Source organism: Arcobacter sp. CECT 8989, from assembly GCF_004116715.1.
Classification (GTDB): Bacteria; Campylobacterota; Campylobacteria; order Campylobacterales; family Arcobacteraceae; genus Halarcobacter.
The window spans coordinates 24,731-45,143 of the sequence record NZ_PDKE01000007.1 but is presented as its reverse complement, the minus strand read 5'-3'; the positions used below and the strand labels follow the sequence as shown (position 1 = coordinate 45,143).

The following is a 20,413-nucleotide window of genomic DNA, read 5'->3' as shown; positions in this document are numbered from 1 at the left end:
ATATAATTAGTATAATTAATTTTATAGGGAAATAGATGAAAAATTTAACAATCAAAATGAAGCTTATAATTATAGCTTCAGTCTCAACCTTCGGTTTTCTTTTAACTGCTTTTTTTGTTAACAAAATAATCAATGACTTTCATGCTTTAGCTGAGAGTGAGCTTTTAGTAGAAAGATTAAGTTCAAATGCATATGAGTTAAGAAAGCATGAAAAAGATTTTTTGGCTAGAAAAGATTTGAAATACAAAGATAAGTTTGTAAAAACTGTTCAAGACTTAGAAAACAATGAAAAGAAACTTTTAAAAGATTTAACAGAGCAAGATATTGCAACAAAAGATATTGAAATATTTTTATCATATGTAAAAGAGTATGAAACTATATTTTTAGAGTTGGTCTCTTTACAAGAAAAAATAGGACTTCATCCTAAAGATGGCTTATATGGAAATTTAAGGGCATCTGTTCATAAAGTTCAAGATTCAGCAAAAAAATCAAATAATAATGAACTACTTGCTATTGTTTATGATTTAAGAAAACAAGAAAAAGACTTTATGTTAAGAAGAGATTTAAAATATGTAAAGAAGTTTGAATCTATAATTGATAAATTATTGGATACTTCTACTTTAATGACACCAGAAAGAGTAAGAAATCTTGAAATTTATAAAAAAAATTTTTTATTTTTAGTTGATGCAGAAGTAAAAAAAGGTCTTACTTCAAACGATGGTATTATGAAGAAAATGAGAGCTACGATTCATAAAACTGAAAAAATGAATGCTAAAATGATTGAAGATATGTTACTTGCGATTGAAGATAAATTTACACAAATTAAAATTATGGTTTTTATTTTAATTATTATTTCTATTATTTTAGTATTGGTCTTTAGTTTTTATATTAGTTTTGGACTTAATAAGAGTATTATTCAGTTCCAAAGAGGACTAGAAGATTTCTTTAAATATTTAAATAAAGAAGTTGATAATGTAAAACTTTTAGATGATAGTGCAAAAGATGAATTAGGAAGAATGTCTAAAGTAATTAATCAAAGTATTAAAAATATTGAACTTGAATTAGAGAGTGAAAAGAATGTTATAAATCAAGTAGTTCAAGTAATGCATGAGTTTGAACAGGGTGATTTATCTCAAAGAATTAATGTTTCAACTAGAAATCAAGCTCTAAGTGAATTATTGACAGTTGTTAATAAAATGGGTGATAACCTTGAAACAAATATTACTAAAGTATTATCTGTATTAGAAAACTTCTCTAATCTTAATTTTAAAGCAAAAGTTGATAGTCAAGGAATTAAAGAGCATTTAGAAAAACTTGCTCTTGGAGTAAATAATTTAGGTGAAGCAACAACAAAAATGCTACAAGATAATAAAAGAAATGGACTTATCTTACAAGATTCATCTTCAGTATTATTATCAAATGTTAATAATCTAAACAATGCCTCAAATACAGCAGCAGCTTCTTTAGAAGAAACAGCAGCAGCCTTAGAAGAGATTACATCAACAGTTAATAATAACTCTGAAAAAATGCATCAAATGTCAGATTTAGCAAGTGATGTAACGGCATCAGTATCTACAGGTGAAAACTTAGCAACTAAAACAACTGCTTCAATGGATGAAATAAATGAAAAAGTTGGAGCTATTAATGAAGCAATTACTGTTATTGACCAAATTTCATTCCAAACAAATATCCTTTCACTAAATGCAGCTGTAGAAGCAGCAACAGCAGGTGAAGCAGGTAAAGGTTTTGCTGTAGTTGCACAAGAAGTTAGAAATCTAGCTTCTAGGTCAGCTGAAGCTGCAAAAGAGATTAAGACTTTAGTAGAAGATGCAAATGTAAAAGCAAATGAGGGTAAAACAATCTCTACAGAGATGATTCAAGGTTATTCTCAATTAAATACAAACATCTCTAAAACAATTGAACTTATAAATGAAGTTTCATCAGCTTCTAAAGAGCAACAAGTAGGAATTTCACAAATTAATGATGCTGTAAACTCTTTAGATAAACAAACTCAAGAAAATGCTTCTGTTGCAACACAAACATATGATATTGCAACACAAACTGCAAAAATTTCTGAGGATATTGTTGAAGATGCAAATAAAAAAGAGTTTGATGGAAAAGATAATATAAGTATCGATTCAATTAAAACAAAAAGTACAAAGCAAAAAATAGTTCAAGCTGCTCCTGTAAAAGCAAATACAACAAAGAGTAGTGTTTTTCAAAGTGAAACAAAAAAGAGTACCAACTCAATACAAGCTCAAACAAAAACAATAACTGCAAACAATACAAAAGATGATGATGAGTGGGAAAGCTTTTAAGCTTTTCCGCCTTTTCTCATCTTTAAAGTTATATAAATAGAGATTATAAAAATCTCTAAATGTATTTATAGTTTACTTTAGATATAATCGCCCAAAATCAAGAACAAAAAGGTTAATTTTATGGTTCAAGTAGTAAATCTTAAAAAAGCATTCGGACCAAGAGTGTTATTTCAAGATATCAATTTAAAACTAGATCAAGGGAAAAGATACGGTCTTATTGGTGCAAATGGTGCTGGTAAATCTACTTTTCTTAAGATTCTTTCTGGTGAAGATGAAGCAACAGAAGGTGAAGTACAAGTTCAAAATGGTAAGAAAGTTGGAACATTAAGCCAAAACCAATTTGCATATGAAGAGTATTCTTTATTTGATACAGTTTTATTAGGAAACAAAAGATTATATGACGCAATAAAAGAAAAAGAAGAATTATATATGAGTCCAGAGTTTACTGATGAAGTAAATAACAGACTTGCAGAGTTAGAAATCGTTTGCGTTGAAGAAGACCCAACATATGAGTATGATGTAAAAATTACAAAGATTTTAGAAGATTTAGGTTTCCCTGCATCTCAACATACTGACTTAATGTCATCATTAACTGGTGGAGATAAATTCAAAATCCTTTTAGCACAAGTTTTATATCCAAAACCTGATGTGTTATTCTTAGATGAGCCTACGAATAACTTAGATATCGAAACAATTGGATGGTTAGAGAATCAACTTCAACATCATGATGGTACAATGGTAGTTATCTCTCACGATAGACACTTCTTAAATGCAGTATGTACTCATATCTTAGATGTTGATTATAAGCAAATTAGAGAGTTTACTGGTACTTATGATGATTGGTATATTGCTTCAACAGTATTAGCTAAACAAGCACAAGCTGATATGAATAAAAAGCAAAAAGAGAAAGAAGAACTAGAAAAATTCATTGCTAGATTCTCAGCAAATGCTTCTAAAGCAAAACAAGCTACTTCTAGACAAAAACAACTAGATAAACTTGATATGGGAGCAATCCAAATCTCAAGTAGAAGAGACCCTTCAATTATCTTTAGACAAAAAAGAGAAGTTGGTAAAGAGTTACTAACTGTTAAGAATATCTCTAAATCATATGATGAGCAAGTATTAAATGACATCTCTTTCTCTGTTGAAAAAGGTGATAAAATTGCACTGATTGGACCAAATGGTATTGGTAAAACAACACTATGTGAAATCTTAGTTGGTAATATTAAACCAGATGCTGGTGAAGTTCACTGGGGTGCAACTATTCAAAATGGATACTTCCCACAAAATGCAACTGATATTATCAAAGGTGATATGACTTTATATGATTGGTTAAGAGGTTTCGATAGAGATGCAGATATCAATGAGATTAGAAACTGTTTAGGAAGAATGTTATTCAACGGTCAAGAGCAAGAGAAAAAAGTTGAGTCTTGTTCAGGGGGAGAAAAACATAGAATGTGGTTATCTAAGATTATGTTAGAGCAACCAAACTTTATGGTACTTGATGAGCCTACAAACCATTTAGACTTAGAAGCTATTATTGCACTTGGAGAAGGATTATTAGAATATCCAGGATCTGTGATTTGTGTTTCTCATGATAGGGAGTTATTAGACGCTTATGCAAATAGAATTATTGAGATTCAAGAAGATGGTTCTATTGTAGATTTCAAGGGAACTTACGAGGAATATATTGAGTCAAAAGAAGCTTAAGAAGCTTCTTTTCTCATATAAAATAATTAATGACTTTTAGAGTGTTTTGAAGACATTCTAAACTCTCTTCTTTTTAAAGCATCGTTATATCTTCTTTTTTCATCTTCTGTTTCAGGTTCTAGTTTTGGTACAGGAACTGGAGTACCATCTTCATTAACTGCAACCATTGTAAAGTAACAAACATTTGTATTTTTTAAAGTATGGTCTTTTATATCTTCTGAAATTACTTTGATTCCAATCTCCATTGATGTTCTACCTGAATAGTTAACTGAAGCATGGAATGTTACTAATGAACCAATTTTAATTGGGTCTTTAAATAAAACCATATCAACTGAAAGTGTTACAACATATGTTCCACAGTATCTTGCCGCACACGCATAAGCTACATGATCAAGCATTTTTAAAATCTCTCCACCATGAACTGTATTTCCAGTGAAATTTGCCTTATCTGGTGTCATTAGCATTGTCATTGTTAATGATTTATCTTTTCTATTACTCATCTTATAGCCTTATATAATTTACTAACTTTATTATATGAAATAAAGTAAAAATAAAAGAGGGATTTATTGATTTTTTTTATGATATATAAAAAACTATATAAAAAAGTAACATTTTATTTTTTGAAAAAATTTTAAAAATATATATTCTTCTAATATTATTTGAATACTATTAAGTGCTATAATAATCTAATATATTAAAGGATATCTTATGAAACGAGTTTTAGCTTTATTATTGATTTTTAGTGTAAGTGCTTTTGCAGTTGAACTTACTTTAGGTGTTGTACCACAGCAAAGTCCTTTGAAACTTTCTAAAAAATGGAAAAAAATTACACAGTACTTATATAATGAAACAGGAATAAAAGTAATATTTAAAACAGAAAGGTCAATTCCTAGTTTTGAAAAAAAATTATATTTAGGTGTTTATGATATAGCTTATATTAATCCATATCACTTTATTGTTGCAAATAAAGAGCAAAATTATGAGGCTTTTACAAGAGCAAGTAAACAAATTGAAGGTATTCTATTAAGTAAAGATAAAGACTTTAGTTTAAAGAGTAATTATTTAGAAAATAAGATATTTTTATTTCCTGCACCAAATGCATTTGCAGCGACTTTATTAACAAAATATGAGTTAAGAAAACTATATAATTTTGATATAGATAAGCAAGCAAAAGTTTTATATGTAAACTCTCACGACTCCGTATATAAAGGAGTTGCTAGAGAAGTAGGGCATATAGGTGGTGGAATAGTTAGAACATACAATAACTTTAAAGATAAGAATGACAAAGAAAAAATATCTATAGTTTATAAAACAAATGCTTATCCAAGTCACCCAATTGCTGCTCATCCAAGAGTGGATAAAAATATAATAAAAAAATTACAAAAAGCATTTTTAGATATGCCAGAAGATTTAAAAAAGATTTTAAGTATAAAGAAGTTTATTGTTACTGATTCTAGTGAGTATGAAGTAATCAAAGAGATAAAGTCAAATTAATTGACAAAGGACATACATGTCGTTTAAATATAGGTTTATAGTATCTTTTGTACTTTTAGAAGTATTTTTTATTGTTTTAATTGTATCAGTTAACTTCATAGCAATAAATAACTCTTCTAATAAGCTAATTAAAGAGCAAATTGAATCTAATATCACTTTTTTAGAAGAGATGTTGAAAGTACCACTAAGTATTTATGACTTAGCAACTATAGATAATCTTTTATATAAAACAGAAGAGTTAGGACATATTGACTCTATTGTAGTTTTAGATTCAAATAAAAAAATCTTATCAAAGGTCTATAACTTTAAGCACTTTTCTTTAGATAAGCTAATTACATTTGAAAAAGATTTTAAATATGAAATTAATGATGAAAACTATGAGATTAGATATAAAGAGATAAAAGAGGATGAAACACAACTAGGAAGTATATATATTGTTTTTGATACTTCAGAGAATAAACAGTTTATTTCAAAAAATATTAGAAATACTCTAAGTATTATTTTTTTAGAGATACTTCTTTCAACACTTCTTTCTTATTTAATTGGTTCTAGATTAACAAGAATGTTAACAAACCTTTCAGATATAGCTAAAGAAATAGGTGAAACAAAAACGCCAGAAATACCTTATAAAAACAATAAAGATGAAATAGGAGTTTTAGCAAATTCATTAAATAAAATGCAGTTTGATTTAAAAACAAGAAGAGAGAAATTAAAACTCTTAACTAAAGATTTAAAGGAACAAAAAGAAGAATTAATTCTTGCAAATAAAGCAAAGGATGATTTTTTAGCAAATATGAGTCATGAGCTAAAAACACCACTAAACTCTATTAATATAATTAGTTCTGTAATGTCAAGGAATAAAAAAGAGAACTTAAGTGAAAAAGATGTTTATAATCTAAATATGATAAATAAATGTGGACATGATTTACTTTATTTAATTAACGATGTTTTAGATATCTCAAAGCTTGAAGCAAATCAAATTGTTCTTAATAAAGAGGATATAAATCTAAAGCTTTTAATCAAAGATATAACAGAAACTTTTAAACCACAACTTACAAATAAAAACCTAGAATTAAAAGTTTCAGTTGAAGACTCAATTCAGTTTATTCATAATGATAAGCAAAGAATAAAACAAATAGTTGAAAACCTTTTAAGTAATGCTCTAAAATTTACTGCTAGAGGAAAGATAGAGGTTTCCTTAAAGGATAAAAACAATTTTGTCGAAATAGTCGTAAAAGATGATGGAATAGGAATAGAAAAAGATAAATTAGAACATATTTTTGATAGATTTAAACAAGCAGAAGAGAGTACTTCACGAAGATATGGTGGTACTGGATTAGGTCTTGCAATTTGTAAAGAGCTAAGTATTTTATTAGGTGGAGATATTAAAGTAGAAAGTGTTTTAGGAAAAGGAAGTATTTTTAAAGTTTTTATTGCTAAAAATGAAAAAGAGATTAAAACTTTAGGGAATAGTAACGAAAAAGATGATTTGAATACAAAAGAAAAAAGAAAAACGGTTTTATTTCTAAATAAAAACCCAATAAATCTGTTTAAAACTATAGTAGGGCTTAATCAGTATCTTAAAGTAGAACAAGTTGGTAGTATCGATGATTTTATAGAGGCTAAAAAAAGAAAAAATTATGACTTTTATATTATTGATGTGGCAGATGAAGATATAGAAAAGATAGAAAAAATAGAAGAGAAAGAAGTTTTATTATTAGTTGATAAAAATAAAATTGTCAATAGCTTATTAAAGTTTAAAACTATAAGTAAAACATTAGATTCAAAAGAAATAATAAAACAAGTAAGAGATGAATTAAATCATCTCTAACATCTGCTCTTCTGTAAGAGTATTTACTCCTAAATCAACTGCCTTGTCATATTTACTTCCTGCATCTTCACCGTAAATAAGGTAGTCAGTTTTTTTAGATACAGATGAGCTAACTTTAGCTCCTAAAGCTTCAAGGTCTTTTTTAATAATACCTCTACTTTTACTCATAGTTCCTGTTAAAACTACTGTTTTGCCTTTAAAGGCATTTTCACTTACTTCTTTTTTCTCTTCAACTTTTGGGTTAATTATTTCAATAAGCTTAGTAACTAAATCATGATTTACTCTCATAAAATCAACAAAAGACTTAGCCATTTGTTCACCAATTCCATCAAGGGCAATAAGAGAATCTAAATCAATATTTATAACTTCTAATCCAAACTCTAAGCAGATTTGTTTTGAAGCTACTTCTCCAATATGTTCTATTCCTAGAGCATTTATCACCCTATGAAGTTCAGTTTCTTTTGTTTTTTCAATAGCATTTAAAAGGTTTGAAATTCTTTTTTCTTTAAAACCTTCTAGGTCTTGTAAATTTTCATATTTTAAAGAGTATAAATCTAAGATATCATAAATCTTTTTTTCATTTACAAGTAGCTCTACAATCTTGTTTCCTAAACCATCTATATTCATGCAGTTTTTACTAGCAAAGTAGATAATAGAGTTTGTAACAATACTTGGGCAATCAAGATTTTGACACTTGATTAAAGTACCTTCATCATGTAATTGACTATCACATTTTGGGCAGTTTGTTGGTCTAGATATTTTTTCTTGACTTCCATCTCTTCTATCATGAAATACTTTCGTGATTTTTGGAATGATATCCCCACTTTTGATAATAATAACTTCATCATTGATTCTTAAATCAAGTCTTTCTATCTCATCATAGTTGTGTAAGGAAGCTCTTTCAACCATACTTCCATCAATATGTGTTGGTTCAACAACAGCAACAGGAGTGATAACACCTGTTCTTCCAACTTGTTGGATGATATCTTTTATTTTTGTAGTTTTTTCAACTGCTGGGAATTTATAGGCACAAGACCATCTTGGAAACTTAACTGTATATCCTAACTCTTCTTGTGTTTCTATATCATCAATTTTTACAACCATTCCATCAAGCATCATAGGAATATTATTTCTTGAAGCAATTATCTCATGGTAAACTTTTTCTATACCTTCAACGTCATTTACAACTACTTGTAAAGGAGGCTTTACAAAGCCTAAAGAGTAGATATAATCCATTTTTTCAGAGATTCTTTTAAACTCTAAATCATTTTGTCCTACTCCCCAAACATTAAAAAATAGTTTTCTTGAAGCAGTAATACTTGGGTCTAGTTGTCTTAAACTTCCAGAAGCTGCATTTCTAGGATTTGCAAAAGGTTGTTCTTCATTTTTTAATCTAAGCTCATTGATTTTTTCAAAATCTGCTTTTTTTATAACAACTTCACCTCTTATTTCTAAAAGCCCTTTTTCTTCTATTTGAAGTGGAATAGAGTGGATAGTTTTTACATTGTTTGTAACATCTTCTCCAACAGATCCATCACCTCTTGTAATTGCTTGTTTTAAAACTCCATTTTCATAAATAAGATTTAATGAAGCTCCATCAAACTTAGGTTCACACATAAACTCTAAATTTGTATTTACTTTTTTAGCTCTATTTATCCAGTCTATTAACTCTTGTGTATCAAATACATCTTCTTGAGACCACATTCTTGAAAGATGAGAGGCTTTTTCAAAACCTTCTAAAACCATTCCTCCAACTCTTTTATTAGGAGAGTTTGGGTGAGAATTTTGAGGGTATGTTTGCTCATAAGCTAAACAAGTTCTTGCTAATTTATCATACTCTTCATCTGTTGCAATTGGATTGTCTTCTACATAATAAGCATGTGCCCATGAAATAAGTGTTTGTATATTATTGTTGTATTCTTCTTGTGTGATTATTTCTTCCATATTTTTTATACCTTTTGTAATATATCTACTCTGAATGGTTTTAAAAATGTTAGTTTTTCATTACTACATTTTTTAACACCAAAGCTTTTGTATTTTTCTTCTACTTTTTTTCGTAAAGTTTCATCTATATTGTTATCATTATAAGTTACATTCATCATTTTGTTTTCAAAATCTTCAAAGCTTTCATATGTAACTTCACTTTGAAAAAAGATTTCTTGAAATAGTTTAAACTCTTCTTTTTCTACTGCTTCTTTTATAGCTTCAAAGGCATCAATTCTTACTTGTTCTTCATCGTGAAACAATCTTATAAGTTCATTTTGTTTACCTTGAAAAAGTGGTTCAGAAATATAAGCAATACCATTTGGCTTTAAAACTCTCTTTATCTCACTTAATGCTTTTTGCATCATATTCTTTGGAACATGATGAAATGATTTAAACATAAAAACAAAATCAATTGAGTTATCTTTTAGTGGAATATCTTCTGCTCCTGCTAAAATGAACTCTATATTATCTATTTTTTCTTTTAGATTTTTTTCATGTTGAATTTCATCTACTTCACAGGCAATGATTTGTCTATCGAAACCATTTTGTGCAATCATTTTTGTCATGTTTGCATTTCCACAACCAAGCTCTAATATTTTTTTATTATTTAAATTTAGTGTTTCTATTAAATATGATTCATTTATTGTTTGAGTAATATTTTTTTCTAATAGTTTCAAGTAAATCCTTTTTGAAAAATGTATTATACAAAAAGAACTTATGTAAAAGAATAAACACATATGTATTTAGTTAAAATAATCGAAATAAATATGGGAGTAAGTAGAATTGTCGTATGAAGAGATATTTATTTTAGGTTGGAATTTAAACCTATTAATGTTTTTTATAAATTTAGTTATTGCAATTAGAACAATGAATCAAAAGTCAAGAGAACAACTATTAGAAGAGAATAAAATCTTAACTGAACTAAAAATGGAGTTTGACTTATATTATCCATATAGAAGATATGAAACTTTAGTAACTTATCTTATTCCTTTTACTGCATTTTTTAGAATGTCATATAGAATTATTGAAATGTTGTCATTTCTTTCAAAAAATAGAGGAAGTACTTTAATAGATTATATGATTTACAAATACAAAAGTGACATAGAACTAGCGAAAAATAGGATTAAATAGTGTCTATTTTTATAAAAGAACACTTAATAAATAACGCATCCCTAATAAGAGAAGCGCAAGGCTTAACACTTTTACGAAAATCTTTAGACCTTTATAATATAAGAGAAGTTTTTGTTCCTAAAATATATAAAGTTACACAAAGAGAACTACATCTTCAAAAAATCTTGATAAAAGATTTTGACACAAACAATATGAAGAAACTTGGAAAAGGTTTAGCTAAACTTCATAAGATAAAGTTCAAAAACTATGGTTTTGAAATTGATAATTTCATTGGTCTTGCAAATCAAAAAAATATTTTAACTAAAGAGTGGGGAGAGTTTTTCTTTGAGTATAGATTGCTGTATCAAGTGTCTTTAATTGAGAATGAAAAACTTAAAAGTGATTTTTTATCAGTATTAGAAAAAAACAAAAAGAAATTAATCTCTTATTTAAATAAACATACGAAACATCCCTCTATAGTGCATGGTGATTTATGGTATGGAAATGTTCTTTATAATGATATAGATAAAAATATATATTTAATGGACCCTTCTGTTCATTTTGCAAATAGAGAAGTTGATGTTGCTATGACTTATATGTTTGGTGGTTTTTCAAAAGAGTTTTATGATGAGTATAATAAAGAGTACCCATTGGAAAAAGATTTTGAGACAAGAAAAGAGATATATAATCTATACCACTATTTAAATCACTATAATCTTTTTGGAATCACTTATTTAGAAGATTGTAGAGATAGAATTAAATTAATTGATTATTTATAATGAGTAATTTAAAAGAGCAGTTTTTAGGCTTTTATAATACACCTGTTCTTTTTGATGAACTTTATACTTTGAAGCAGTTCTCTTTTGAGAAGATTGATACTTCAAATTTAGAAATAGAAAATATAAGAATTGATACAAAACTTCCTTTAGGAAAAAGAGTAGAGTACTTTTTTGAACACTATTTAAATTTAAGTAATAGATATGAAGTTCTTAAAAAAAATATTCAAATAATCAAAAATAAAAATACCTTAGGTGAGTTGGATTTCATAGTTTTTGATAAAAAAGAAAACTGTTTTAAACATGTTGAACTAATATATAAATACTATTTTTATGATGCAAGATTAGAAAAAGAGCTTGATAGATATATTGGTCCAAATAAAAACGATACCTTAGTTAGAAAACTAACGAAACTAAAAGATAAACAATTACCACTACTTTTTAAAGATAGTACAAAAGAGTATTTAGAAGGAATTGATTTAACTAATCTTAAACAAGAGGTTTGTTATAAAGCAAATATTTACTTGCCTTTTTATGAAAAAAACTTACAAATAAAATTCCAAGACAGTATAAGAGGTTATTATATAGGTTTTGATGACTTTCAAAATGATATAACTTTTAAGAAGTGTTCCTTTTATTTTCCTCATAGATATGACTGGGTTATTTTTGAAGTACAAAATCAAGAGTTTATATCCTATGAAGAAGCTCTTTTAGAAATAGAATTTTTCCATAAACACAATAAGTCACCATTAGTCTGGGTAAATAATAATAAAACTATCTACCAACTCTTTATAAGCTTTTGGCATTAAAATAATATATGTAACCACCTTGTAACCTATTAAAGCTACTATGTCACCTTAAAAATAATATTTTAAGGTAAAACTTTATGCATAACATCTCTTTAAAAAATAAGATTTTACTTATTTTGACACTTCCTATTTTAACTATCATATTCCTTTGTGCAGACATACTTCTTAGCAAACTAGATGAAAAAAACTCAATGGTAAACACTAAAAGCTATTTGGAGTTTACAATTCTTTCAAATAAGGTATTAAGTTCATTACAAGAAGAAAGAGAAGTTAGTTTAATATTTATTTCAAGTTATGGAAAAAACAAAAAAAGTGAACTTTTAACTTTAAGAGAAGATACGGATAATAAAATTAATATCTTAAATGAGTATTTAAAAGAGTTTGATTCTTCTAAATATGGAAATGACGTAATCACTAAAATAGATACATTAAAAAAGCAGTTGACTTCAATACAAGAAACAAGAAATAAAGTTGATAGTATCTCTATTAGTGATGAAGATTTAATTGTTTATTATACTTCGATTATAAATACTATACTCTCTTTTATGGATGAAATTCTAAGTTATAGTAATGATGGGGAGTTATCAAAGAAACTTCAAGCATATATCTCTATTGCAAATATTATCGAAAAAGCAACAAATGAAAGAAGAGTTGTAAGGGAAGTATTTGAAAAGGGACAATTGTCAAATGATGATTATTTTAATTTTACTTCATCAGTTGTTGCCCAAGAAACATTTTTAGAACTTTTTAAAAAAGTTGCTACAGAAGAACAATTAGAATTAATAGAAAAAATGTCAACTTGTGATGAATGTAAACAAGTAGATGATTTTAGAAATATTATCTATAACAAAAGTCAAAAAGACAAACTTATCTCAGAAGTACAAGCTTATCTAGGATATGGTGGTTTAATTCATAATTTCAAAGACTATGTTTTAAGTGGTGATGAAAATAAGATGAACAAAATTCAAAAATTTCACACTTCTGTTTCACGAAAGCTAAATAGATATAGAAGACTTCCTAATACAACAAAAGAAGAGAAAAGACTTTTAAAAGATATAAAAAGAGTTTTTGACAACTACTTGGCTAGTTCTCTAGATATCATGGATGCATACTTATTAAATAAACCAATCAAAGAGATAAACTCTATGATAGAAATAGATGATGCAAAAGCTATAAAATCACTTAATCTATTAAGTTCAAATATGTACGGAGTGGATTCTGAAAAATGGTTTTTATCTTCTTCAAATAGAATTGACTATTTCAACTCTTTATCAAATAGTTTAGCTGTAAATATCAAAAAGTATATTGATAAGAAAAACTCTAGTTTAAATACTGATTTTATTATGATGGTTACATTTAATATTATCATGTTAGTTGTTGTGTTTATTATAAGTATTTTTATGACAAGAGTTATTGTTAAGTCTTTAAGAAACTTCAAATCTGGACTTGAAGATTTCTTTATGTATGTTATTAGAGAAAAAGAGCATATTCATCCTATGGAAGTAAAAGGAAGTGATGAGTTTGCTTTAATGACAAAAGATATGAATGAAAAAATCAAAAGAATTGAAGCTTCTATTGAACAAGATAAAAAAGTTGTTAGTGAAATCTCTGATGTTATGGGTAAAGTTTCAAATGGTTTCTTTGAATACAAAGTACATGAAGTAGCTTCTACAAGTGAAGTTGAGTCTTTAAAACAGATTATTAATAAAATGATTACTTATACAAAACAAAAAGTAAATAATATAAATAAAGTTCTTGACCACTATGCAATGGGTAAATACAACTTTAGATTAAATGATGAAGAAAAAATTGGTATGTATGGTGACTTTGGTACACTTTCAACTGGTTCTGTTCTTTTAGGACAATCTACATCTCAGCTTATAGCTATGATTACAAATGCGGGAGAAGAGCTACAACATAATACTAGAACTTTAACTCAGTTATCTCAAATGCTTTCAAGTAGTGCAAATGAACAAGCCTCAAGTTTAGAACAAACAGCAGCAGCTGTAGAAGAGATAACTAGTAATATGAAATCAAGCTCAAATGATGTAAGCAAGATGCTTAATATTGCAGGTGAGCTTGACCATACTGCGAAAGAAGGAAATGATTTAGCAAATAAAACTTCACTTTCTATGGATGAAATAAACGAAAAAGTAAGTGCTATCAATGAAGCAATTTCTGTTATTGATCAGATTGCATTCCAAACAAATATTCTTTCACTAAATGCAGCTGTAGAAGCTGCTACTGCTGGTGAAGCTGGAAAAGGTTTTGCAGTAGTTGCAGGTGAAGTAAGAAATTTAGCAAATAGATCTGCTGAAGCTGCAAGGGAGATAAAAACATTAGTTGAGGAAGCTAGTACTAAATCAGATGAGGGTAAAACAATTGCTGATGAAATGATTGTTGGATATGATAATCTATCAGATAAAATTTCACAAACAAGAGGTATTATTGATAGTGTAAGTTCAGCAATAAAAGAGCAAGAAACAGGAATGGTTCAAATTAATGATGCTGTAAACTTACTTGATCAAATGACGCAAAAAAATGCAACGACTTCATCAAATATTGACAACTTATCAAAACAGGTTGCTAACCTTTCAACTAGGCTGTTAGGAATCACTTCTCAAGCGCAAATAGATGATAAGTATTATGATATGGTTGATGATATTAATCTTATTCAAGAAGTATCAAAATATAAGAATGACCATATCAATTTTAAAAGAAAGTTCTTTGATGATTTAGATAAGTTTGAGACTTGTACGGTAACTGATTGTAAATCTTGTAACCTTGGAAAATGGGTACTAACTTGTGAAACAGAACAAAGAGATTTTGTACACTCAAATGAATGGAAAATCTTAAAGAAAAAGCATGAACTAGTTCATAGTAAAGTACAAGATTATATAAATCTAAATGCTTCAAGAGTTGATAATAAATCACTTAAAACAGCAGCTGCACAAATAGAAGATGCTACAACTGAAGTATTTAACTCTTTAAATGATATCCTAAAACTAAATACACAACTACTTAGAAAATAATCTTCAAAATAAGAACTATTTATTCAATAGTTCTTATCTCATATAAGTTTAACTTATAATAAAATTAACAAAGAATTAACTTTATCTTATTATAATTTCAATATAAGTCTATATTATAATAGGATTATAAGATGAACAAATGTAAAAACTTTTTATTTATGTATATTGATGGCTTTAAAAATATGACATTAGGTAAAACTTTATGGAAAATTGTTTTCATAAAACTTGCAGTTATTTTAATCTTTTTGAAATACTTTATACATGATAAAAATATAAAAACTGAATATATAACAGAACAAGAGAAAATAGATTTTGTTTATAAGAATATAACAAAGGAATAGAAATGGAAGAGCAATTAGTAGATTGGTCAAGGGCTCAATTTGCATTAACTGCAATTTATCATTGGCTTTTTGTTCCCTTAACTTTAGGACTTGGATTTATCATTGCATTTATGGAAACAATCTATGTTAAAACAGGTGATGAGTTTTGGAAAAAGACTACAAAATTTTGGATGACACTTTTTGCAATTAACTTTGCAATAGGAGTTGCAACTGGTATTATTATGGAGTTTGAGTTTGGTACAAACTGGGCAAACTACTCTTGGTTTGTAGGAGATATTTTTGGAGCTCCCCTTGCTGTTGAAGGAATATTGGCTTTCTTTATGGAGTCAACATTTTTTGCAGTGATGTTTTTTGGTTGGGACAAAGTTTCAAAGGGCTTTCACCTTTTATCAACTTGGTTAGTTGCTATTGGTTCAAACCTAAGTGCACTTTGGATTTTAGTTGCAAATGGTTGGATGCAGTATCCAGTAGGTATGACTTTCAATCCTGATACTGTAAGAAATGAAATGAATAACTTCTGGGATGTTTTATTTTCTCCCGTTGCTATTTCTAAATTTTTACATACAATTACAAGTGGATATATTGTTGCTTCACTTTTTGTAGTAGGAATTTCTGCTTGGTATTTACTTAGAAAAAGAGAAGTTCTTTTTGCCAAAAAGTCTATGATTGTAGGAGCTACTTTTGGTTTAATTTCTTCTATATTTATTATTCTTACAGGAGATGAATCAGCTCATCAAGTTGCACTTAAACAACCAGTAAAACTAGCAGCGATGGAAGGTCTTTATGAAGGGAAAGAACAAGCTGGAATTGTAGGAATAGGAGTATTAAATCCTAAAAAGACTCTAACAAACGATGAAGAGCCTTTTCTTTTTGAACTAGAAGCTCCCTATGCACTATCTTTTTTAGGTTATCACGATATAAATGCTTTTGTTCCTGGACTTAATGATTTAGTTTATGGAAATGAAAAATACAATATCGAATCAGCACAATCAAAAATAGATAAAGGAAAGATTGCAGTAGAGGCTTTAAAAAACTATAAAGAAGCTAAAAAGAACAATGAGATAGTAAAAGCATCACAGTATCAAAAAGTCTTAGAAGAAAATATGCAGTACTTTGGCTATGGACACTTAGAAAAACCAGAGGATATCGTTCCTCCTATTGCAATAACCTTTTATACTTTTCACTTAATGGTTGCCCTTGGAACTTGGTTTTTAATTCTTTTTGCTCTTTTATTATTCTTAACACTTAAAAAAGAGATTATGAATTATTCATTAGTTCTTAAAAGTGCAGTACTTTCAATTCCTTTAGGATACATAGCAAGTGAAGCAGGGTGGATAGTAGCTGAAGTTGGAAGGCAACCTTGGGCTATACAAGATTTAATGCCAGTTGGTGTTGCTGTAACAAATATTTCAACAACAAATGTACAAATTACCTTTTTCTTATTTGCCTTTTTATTTACTGCACTTTTAATTGCAGAGATAAAAATTATGCTAAAGCAGATAAAAATCGGTCCAAACGGAGGTCACTAAGATGTTTGAAGAATTAACACTTTTACAATTACAACAATACTGGTGGATTATAATATCTTTACTTGGAGGACTGTTTGCTTTTATTATGTTTGTTCAAGGTGGACAAACTTTAATAGGAAGACTTTCAAAAGGTGATGAAGTTTTAAAAACTATGCTTATTAATTCACTTGGTAGAAAATGGGAGCTAGGTTTTACTACTTTAGTTTTATTTGGAGGAGCTTTATTTGCTGCTTTTCCTCTGTTTTACTCTACTAGTTTTGGTGGAGCATATTGGGTTTGGATGTCAATACTTTTTTGTTTTATTATTCAAGCAGTAAGTTATGAGTTTAGAAAAAAGCCTGATAATTTTCTAGGACAAAAAGTATATGAAAGTTTCTTGTTTATAAATGGAAGTTTAGGAGTTATTTTACTTGGAGTTGCAATCGCAACATTTTTTTCAGGTTCTTCTTTTTTAGTTGATGATAATAACTTTTCCCATTGGCAAACACCTTTCCGAGGTTTAGAAGCTTTAACAGATATATTCAATTTATCATTAGGTTTTGCCTTATTCTTTTTAGTAAGAATCTCTGGGGCACTTTATTTTATAAATAATATAAACCATGAAACAATAAAACAAAGAGCAATCAAAAGTATAAAAATTGATATGCTTATATTCTTATGTTTCTTCTTAATATTTTTATATTTATTATTTACTAAAAATGGTTTTACTTATGATGAAAATGCAACTGTTTTTATGCAAGAGTATAAATATCTTCAAAACTTTTTAGATATGCCATTTGTTTTAGGTATGTTTATTGTTGGTGTTTTGATGGTTATTATTGCAGTTTTTGCAACAATTCATCTTAATATGACTTGTTGTATTAAAACAGGTGGAGTAGGGATTGTCTTAACTGTAATGGCACTATTTTTAAATGTTGGTTTTAATAATACAGCTTACTATCCTTCAACTTTTGATTTACAAAGTTCACTTACCATACAAAATAGTTCAGGAAGTCACTATACTTTAACTGCAATGTCATATGTATCGTTGATGGTTCCTTTTGTAATCGCATATATAACTTATGTTTGGTATCAAATGGATAAGGTGAAAATTACAAAAGAGGAGATAGAAGATCCTCGTGCACATAATTATTAAGGAAAAATGATGGAATATTTAAGTTCGATAATATGGCTTAGTTTATGGCCTGTAGTTATTTACTCTTCATATAGAATAGTTTTAAGAAATCTAAAAAAGTTTAATGCTAATAAATAAGGATAAGAAAATGATCGTATTTCCAGTGAAAACAGATAAAGAAAATAGCAATATTTCACCACTATTTGGAAAGGCAAAATATTTTGCTTTTTATGATGGTGAAACAGTTAAAATTGAAGCAAACCCTTATAATAAAGGTTCAATGATAATTGATTGGTTTTTAAGTAGAGGTGTTAGAATAGTGATAATCAAAGAAATGGGAAATACTCCATACAAAAAGATTAAAGATACGGATATTGATATTCTTTATGCAGGTGAGAAAAAAATATCTATAAATGATTTAATAGAAGAATATAATAGCCAAAAGTTAGAAGTATTAGATGAAGATAGAATGATGGAAATCATAAAAAATCATAAAAAATCCCATAAAAATAATTAGTTTTTATTATCTTAAATTATAATTAAAACTTATATAAAATTAATAAAAATTTAATATTAGTGGTGATATTATTTTAACCAATAAAGGATAATTTTTATCCTTTAAAAAAAAATATCTTATAAATAAGGAGATAGTATGGCTTGCGATACAGGAGCAAAACCAATAGAAGAAAAAGAGAATTTAGTAAATATAGAAAATAACAATAAACAAGAGGAGAAAAAACAAATGAGTTCAAGTTTAGTACTAAGAAAAGCACCAGCATTTAAAATGGAAGCATATGATTCAAAGACAGGACATTATACAGAAGTTAATAGTGAAGATATGAAGGGAAAATGGCATGTAGTGTGTTTTTACCCAGCAGATTTTACATTTGTTTGTCCAACAGAGATTGCAGCAATGAATGCAAAATATGATGAGTTTCAAGAGTTAGGTGTAGAGATTACAGCTGTATCAACAGATACAAAATTTTCTCATAAAAGATTTGTAGAGACTGAACCAATTTTAGAGGGTTTAAAACTTACAATTGCAGCAGATCCAACTGGAGAAGTGAGTAGAGCATATGGTGTAATGATTGAAGAAGAGGGAGTTGCATTAAGAGGAAGGTTTTTAATTAATCCTGAGGGAACAGTTGTAGCGCAAGAAGTACAAGCACCAATGGTAGGAAGAAATGTACATGAGTTTTTAAGACAAGTTAGAGCTTGGCAACATGCAGAAAAGACTGGTGAAGTTTGTCCAGCTGGTTGGCTTCCTGGTAAAAAAACACTTCCTGTAAATACTGATGTTGAACAAATGACTGGTAGAGTAGGTGATTATATTACTATTGATGAGATTATGTCTTAATTTAATATAGTTTATAAGGAGTTAGTTAAAATAACTCCTTTATAAGTTTTATTTATGCAACTAAGTTGCATTTAAATAGTTTTTACTTATAATTCTTCAAAATATGCAACTAAGTTGCAAAGAAGGAATAAAATTTGAAGAAATCGATATTATCTTTTTTATTTGTAAGTGGTCTTTTATATGCAAATAATACTAGTATCTCTTATGAGTATGGGTTTAAAGACTATAAAAACTCTATGACAAAAAAAGATGGAAATGTTAAAACTATAGGTATTTCACACAAGGTATCAAATCATAAAATTGACTTATCTTATCAAGGGAATAATGTTATTAGACAGCATTCTATTTCAAATGTAAATTTGAAATCTCTAGATGTAGAGAAATATAGTATTAAATACAACTATAAAATAAATGACGCTTTTTCTTTAAAAACCAGCTATATAAAGATTATAGATAATCTAGCCCCAACAGACCAAGGTAAAGTATATGGTTTAGGTGGAACTTATCAGTTGTCAAAAGGTTTAAGTAGTTCATTAAGTGCATACAAAAGTGACTATAAAGATTTTGATGTAAAGCAATATGATTTTGCTATTTCAAAAAGCTTTAAAATAGAAGATATCGAACTAAGAGCAACTGCTCTTGCTAAAAAGATTGATATTGATGGTAATACTTATGGAAACTATGTATTTAAAGACAAAGACTATTTTACTACTGGTATAAAGTTTACAGCGAACTATCAAGGTTATGTAGCTGGTGTTGGTGCATTCTTTGGAGAGAGAATTTTTACAGTTTTAGATGATGGAACAAAGGTACAACATCATGCAATGCAGCAAGATAAAACCTATATGCTAAGTTTTGGTAAGAAATTTAAAGACTTTGATATTATTGCTAAGTACTCATTCCAAAATGGAAAAGAGCTTCCTGAAAATAGAGATGATGTAGATACTAAAGTAATGGCAGTTGCATTAGCTTATAAATTTTAGTATAGTAGTTTTAGGGTATGGTA

At 27.9% G+C, this 20,413-nt stretch carries 16 protein-coding genes and 1 pseudogene; 14 read left to right on the top strand and 3 right to left on the bottom strand.

All coding sequences use genetic code 11. The features are described from left to right. Positions 1-35: 35 nt before the first annotated feature. A complete protein-coding gene (locus CRV02_RS07980) occupies positions 36-2,318 on the top strand; it encodes a methyl-accepting chemotaxis protein (RefSeq protein WP_129089881.1) in 2,283 nt (760 codons plus the stop codon). Between the two features lie 120 nt (positions 2,319-2,438). Further along, the gene (locus tag CRV02_RS07975; protein ID WP_129089880.1) at positions 2,439-4,028 is read left to right on the top strand and encodes an ABC-F family ATP-binding cassette domain-containing protein; all 1,590 of its coding nucleotides are present in this window, start codon (positions 2,439-2,441) and stop codon (positions 4,026-4,028) included. 26 nt (positions 4,029-4,054) lie between these two features. Here CRV02_RS07975 and CRV02_RS07970 read toward each other — a convergent pair whose 3' ends face one another. Then, positions 4,055-4,528, bottom strand: a complete 474-nt coding sequence (locus tag CRV02_RS07970) for an acyl-CoA thioesterase (protein ID WP_129089879.1) — start codon at positions 4,526-4,528, stop codon at positions 4,055-4,057. A gap of 208 nt (positions 4,529-4,736) precedes the next feature. On the opposite strand from CRV02_RS07970, the gene CRV02_RS07965 reads away from it, so the two are divergent. Both CRV02_RS07965 and CRV02_RS07960 read left to right on the top strand, forming a co-directional pair. Beyond that, positions 4,737-5,522 (top strand): phosphate/phosphite/phosphonate ABC transporter substrate-binding protein, encoded by a 786-nt coding sequence (locus CRV02_RS07965; protein WP_129089878.1) that lies wholly within the window; start codon positions 4,737-4,739, stop codon positions 5,520-5,522. Positions 5,523-5,538: 16 nt separating this feature from the next. Next, positions 5,539-7,353 (top strand): HAMP domain-containing sensor histidine kinase, encoded by a 1,815-nt coding sequence (locus tag CRV02_RS07960; protein ID WP_129089877.1) that lies wholly within the window; start codon positions 5,539-5,541, stop codon positions 7,351-7,353. Here the strand turns inward: CRV02_RS07960 and ligA are convergent. Both ligA and CRV02_RS07950 read right to left on the bottom strand, forming a co-directional pair. Then, the gene (gene ligA / locus CRV02_RS07955; protein WP_129089984.1) at positions 7,339-9,285 is read right to left on the bottom strand and encodes an NAD-dependent DNA ligase LigA; all 1,947 of its coding nucleotides are present in this window, start codon (positions 9,283-9,285) and stop codon (positions 7,339-7,341) included. The two genes, CRV02_RS07960 and ligA, sit on opposite strands and share 15 nt — an antisense overlap. A gap of 17 nt (positions 9,286-9,302) precedes the next feature. Next, positions 9,303-10,016 (bottom strand): class I SAM-dependent methyltransferase, encoded by a 714-nt coding sequence (locus CRV02_RS07950; protein ID WP_164968979.1) that lies wholly within the window; start codon positions 10,014-10,016, stop codon positions 9,303-9,305. A 106-nt stretch (positions 10,017-10,122) separates the two neighbouring features. On the opposite strand from CRV02_RS07950, the gene CRV02_RS07945 reads away from it, so the two are divergent. The 10 genes and pseudogenes from CRV02_RS07945 (at position 10,123) to CRV02_RS07900 (ending at position 20,390) form a co-directional block, all read left to right on the top strand. Continuing rightward, entirely contained in the window at positions 10,123-10,470 is a 348-nt protein-coding gene (locus CRV02_RS07945; RefSeq protein WP_129089875.1) for a hypothetical protein, read from the top strand. Continuing rightward, a complete protein-coding gene (locus CRV02_RS07940; protein WP_164968978.1) occupies positions 10,470-11,228 on the top strand; it encodes a fructosamine kinase family protein in 759 nt (252 codons plus the stop codon). Before CRV02_RS07945 ends, CRV02_RS07940 begins: the two co-directional genes overlap by 1 nt. Then, positions 11,228-12,034 carry a DUF1853 family protein gene (locus tag CRV02_RS07935; protein WP_129089873.1) on the top strand — a complete coding sequence of 269 codons (807 nt, stop codon included), beginning with the start codon at positions 11,228-11,230 and terminating at the stop codon, positions 12,032-12,034. The genes CRV02_RS07940 and CRV02_RS07935 overlap by 1 nt, the downstream gene beginning before the upstream one ends. 77 nt (positions 12,035-12,111) lie before the next feature. After that, a pseudogene (locus tag CRV02_RS07930) lies at positions 12,112-14,505 on the top strand (methyl-accepting chemotaxis protein); the annotation flags it as partial. A gap of 692 nt (positions 14,506-15,197) precedes the next feature. Further along, positions 15,198-15,407, top strand: coding sequence for a DUF4492 domain-containing protein (locus tag CRV02_RS07925; protein WP_129007500.1), 210 nt, complete (start codon positions 15,198-15,200; stop codon positions 15,405-15,407). Between the two features lie 2 nt (positions 15,408-15,409). Further along, on the top strand, positions 15,410-16,936 hold the full coding sequence (locus CRV02_RS07920; RefSeq protein WP_129089872.1) for a cytochrome ubiquinol oxidase subunit I: 1,527 nt from the start codon (positions 15,410-15,412) through the stop codon (positions 16,934-16,936). Between the two features lies 1 nt (position 16,937). Beyond that, positions 16,938-18,071 carry a cytochrome d ubiquinol oxidase subunit II gene (gene cydB, locus CRV02_RS07915; RefSeq protein WP_129089871.1) on the top strand — a complete coding sequence of 378 codons (1,134 nt, stop codon included), beginning with the start codon at positions 16,938-16,940 and terminating at the stop codon, positions 18,069-18,071. A gap of 127 nt (positions 18,072-18,198) precedes the next feature. Then, positions 18,199-18,567, top strand: a complete 369-nt coding sequence (locus tag CRV02_RS07910; RefSeq protein WP_164968977.1) for a NifB/NifX family molybdenum-iron cluster-binding protein — start codon at positions 18,199-18,201, stop codon at positions 18,565-18,567. A gap of 135 nt (positions 18,568-18,702) precedes the next feature. Next, positions 18,703-19,407 (top strand): peroxiredoxin, encoded by a 705-nt coding sequence (locus CRV02_RS07905; protein WP_129089869.1) that lies wholly within the window; start codon positions 18,703-18,705, stop codon positions 19,405-19,407. 134 nt (positions 19,408-19,541) lie between these two features. After that, positions 19,542-20,390 carry a hypothetical protein gene (locus CRV02_RS07900; protein ID WP_129089868.1) on the top strand — a complete coding sequence of 283 codons (849 nt, stop codon included), beginning with the start codon at positions 19,542-19,544 and terminating at the stop codon, positions 20,388-20,390. Positions 20,391-20,413 lie beyond the last annotated feature (23 nt).

What these genes read in the sequence shown, in the direction of transcription:
- CRV02_RS07980 (WP_129089881.1), top strand. Translation starts at nt 36, where the DNA reads ATGAAAAATTTAACAATCAAAATGAAGCTTATAATTATAGCTTCAGTC.
- CRV02_RS07975 (WP_129089880.1), top strand. Translation starts at nt 2,439, where the DNA reads ATGGTTCAAGTAGTAAATCTTAAAAAAGCATTCGGACCAAGAGTGTTA.
- CRV02_RS07970 (WP_129089879.1), bottom strand. Translation starts at nt 4,528, where the DNA reads ATGAGTAATAGAAAAGATAAATCATTAACAATGACAATGCTAATGACA.
- CRV02_RS07965 (WP_129089878.1), top strand. Translation starts at nt 4,737, where the DNA reads ATGAAACGAGTTTTAGCTTTATTATTGATTTTTAGTGTAAGTGCTTTT.
- CRV02_RS07960 (WP_129089877.1), top strand. Translation starts at nt 5,539, where the DNA reads ATGTCGTTTAAATATAGGTTTATAGTATCTTTTGTACTTTTAGAAGTA.
- CRV02_RS07935 (WP_129089873.1), top strand. Translation starts at nt 11,228, where the DNA reads ATGAGTAATTTAAAAGAGCAGTTTTTAGGCTTTTATAATACACCTGTT.
- CRV02_RS07925 (WP_129007500.1), top strand. Translation starts at nt 15,198, where the DNA reads ATGAACAAATGTAAAAACTTTTTATTTATGTATATTGATGGCTTTAAA.
- CRV02_RS07920 (WP_129089872.1), top strand. Translation starts at nt 15,410, where the DNA reads ATGGAAGAGCAATTAGTAGATTGGTCAAGGGCTCAATTTGCATTAACT.
- cydB (WP_129089871.1), top strand. Translation starts at nt 16,938, where the DNA reads ATGTTTGAAGAATTAACACTTTTACAATTACAACAATACTGGTGGATT.
- CRV02_RS07910 (WP_164968977.1), top strand. Translation starts at nt 18,199, where the DNA reads ATGATCGTATTTCCAGTGAAAACAGATAAAGAAAATAGCAATATTTCA.
- CRV02_RS07905 (WP_129089869.1), top strand. Translation starts at nt 18,703, where the DNA reads ATGGCTTGCGATACAGGAGCAAAACCAATAGAAGAAAAAGAGAATTTA.